1 protein-coding gene is annotated in these 1,559 nt (G+C 47.8%); it reads right to left on the reverse strand.

The genetic code is table 11. From position 1 onward, the window contains the following. Positions 1 to 262 precede the first annotated feature (262 nt). Positions 263 to 1,270, reverse strand: coding sequence for a hypothetical protein (locus KDK16_RS10085; RefSeq protein ID WP_257275932.1), 1,008 nt, complete (start codon positions 1,268 to 1,270; stop codon positions 263 to 265). Positions 1,271 to 1,559 lie beyond the last annotated feature (289 nt).

Genomic DNA, 1,559 nt, shown 5'->3' on the forward strand with positions numbered 1-1,559 from the left:
ATATCTTAATGCAGTTGCAGCTGTCAGCGCTCTACAGTCATTTGAGGGAAGCGCGATAATGGAGCACCTGACCTCACCCATTTCCTGACAAATTCGGAAAGCTTAGGACAGTAGACTGGCAGGTGCAGAGTAAAACAATTAATTTACAACGTCTGACGCTTTCATTGCGGACCCTTTCATTGCGGAAATCGTTGACTGAAATACTCCTTTCGGATCTTGCCACTGGAGTTTGTCAGATGCTCTGCCTGTCGTTCCTTCCAGCCTATCCTCTCTGAGGTTCTCTAAACGGTGGTACCTCTTCACATAAATAGATCAACACATAGATCGTCATGATGATGACCATCACACAAAGCGGACCTATGAGCCCAATTCTAATCCAGCCTTGCCAGTCATCGTCATCCTGGTCGCCTTGCGTGACCCGTTTTTCTCCATCCAGAATCCTGCGAACCTGCCGGTACCATTCAATACCATAATCTTCACGATCACCGGCTTCCATAAACAGGGTGGAGAGGTCTTCCTGATACTGACGCCATTTGCTCCCCGAAAGCTCTGTATGCCAGAGGGTGTCATGGCTATTAAACAGTTCAGTCAAAAAGGGAAGATAAAAAGAGCTAAAGAAAGGATCACTGGTAATCGCCGATATCTGTTTCCACCTGTCTAACTTGTGGCTTAGAGAACGAAGCGCTTTGCCACGGAGAAAAAGCTCCTGCATTTCCATCAAAATAAAACCCAGTTGCCGGGCTGACTGTTCCCTGGAAATCGGATTAGAAGGAAACTCTCTGAAACTGTTCTGTACAGCTTGCTGAATCAGCTCCTCAAGGGAGTCTGTTCGATCTTCAGCCACCACCCCCTGAATCATCACCGGCCGGGTTTGGGACCAATCAGCAACCTCCCGGGATTCCTGCATGTCAGGAGCACTGCTGAATGCTTGCAGGAGATGAAACATAGAACAATCCTGGTAACTGTCATCTGCCTCATCGTTACCTATGACTTTCGCAATGGTGTGGCGGGTAGCCTGCTGGACGACTCTGGTGAGTAGCTGCTGTCGGGCTTCTGTATGATTGCCTGATCCAGAGTCATTTTCCAGCCACTGATCCAGCTCGTAGCGGTCATAGAGTTGCCTCAATGAAACCATGATGGCTTTTAACAGACTCCCATTCTCTTCGGCAAAGACATAATCCAAATAGAGATCGTTGAGATGGATCCGGACAAGCCTGACCGCTTTTTGCTCGGGTGACTCAACACTGCCCCAGCAGCACGTTATCAGCATCAAGCTGACAAAAACGGACAATAAACTGCGAAACACAACCATCGGCAAACCCTATATCCTGAAAAATTCAGGCAGCATTGGACAACCCACTGGCAGGTGCTGAAAAAGCGATGAATGGTTTGCTGACATGAATCGATTTAACAAAGCCCTTCTTAACCTTGGCGAAAACATTTCATATACATATAAAAGAATCCTGACATACACCACCATGGTGCTGATCACCGTGACAACCGGAACGCTGAGCCCGGTTTTGATCCAGCTTTCCAGTTCATCTTCCCTCGAGAAGTGT

The organism is Endozoicomonas sp. SESOKO4 (genome assembly GCF_024606275.1).

Bases quoted from the DNA above. Each gene is read 5' to 3' on its own strand.
- KDK16_RS10085 (WP_257275932.1), bottom strand. From the start codon at position 1,270: ATGCTGATAACGTGCTGCTGGGGCAGTGTTGAGTCACCCGAGCAAAAA.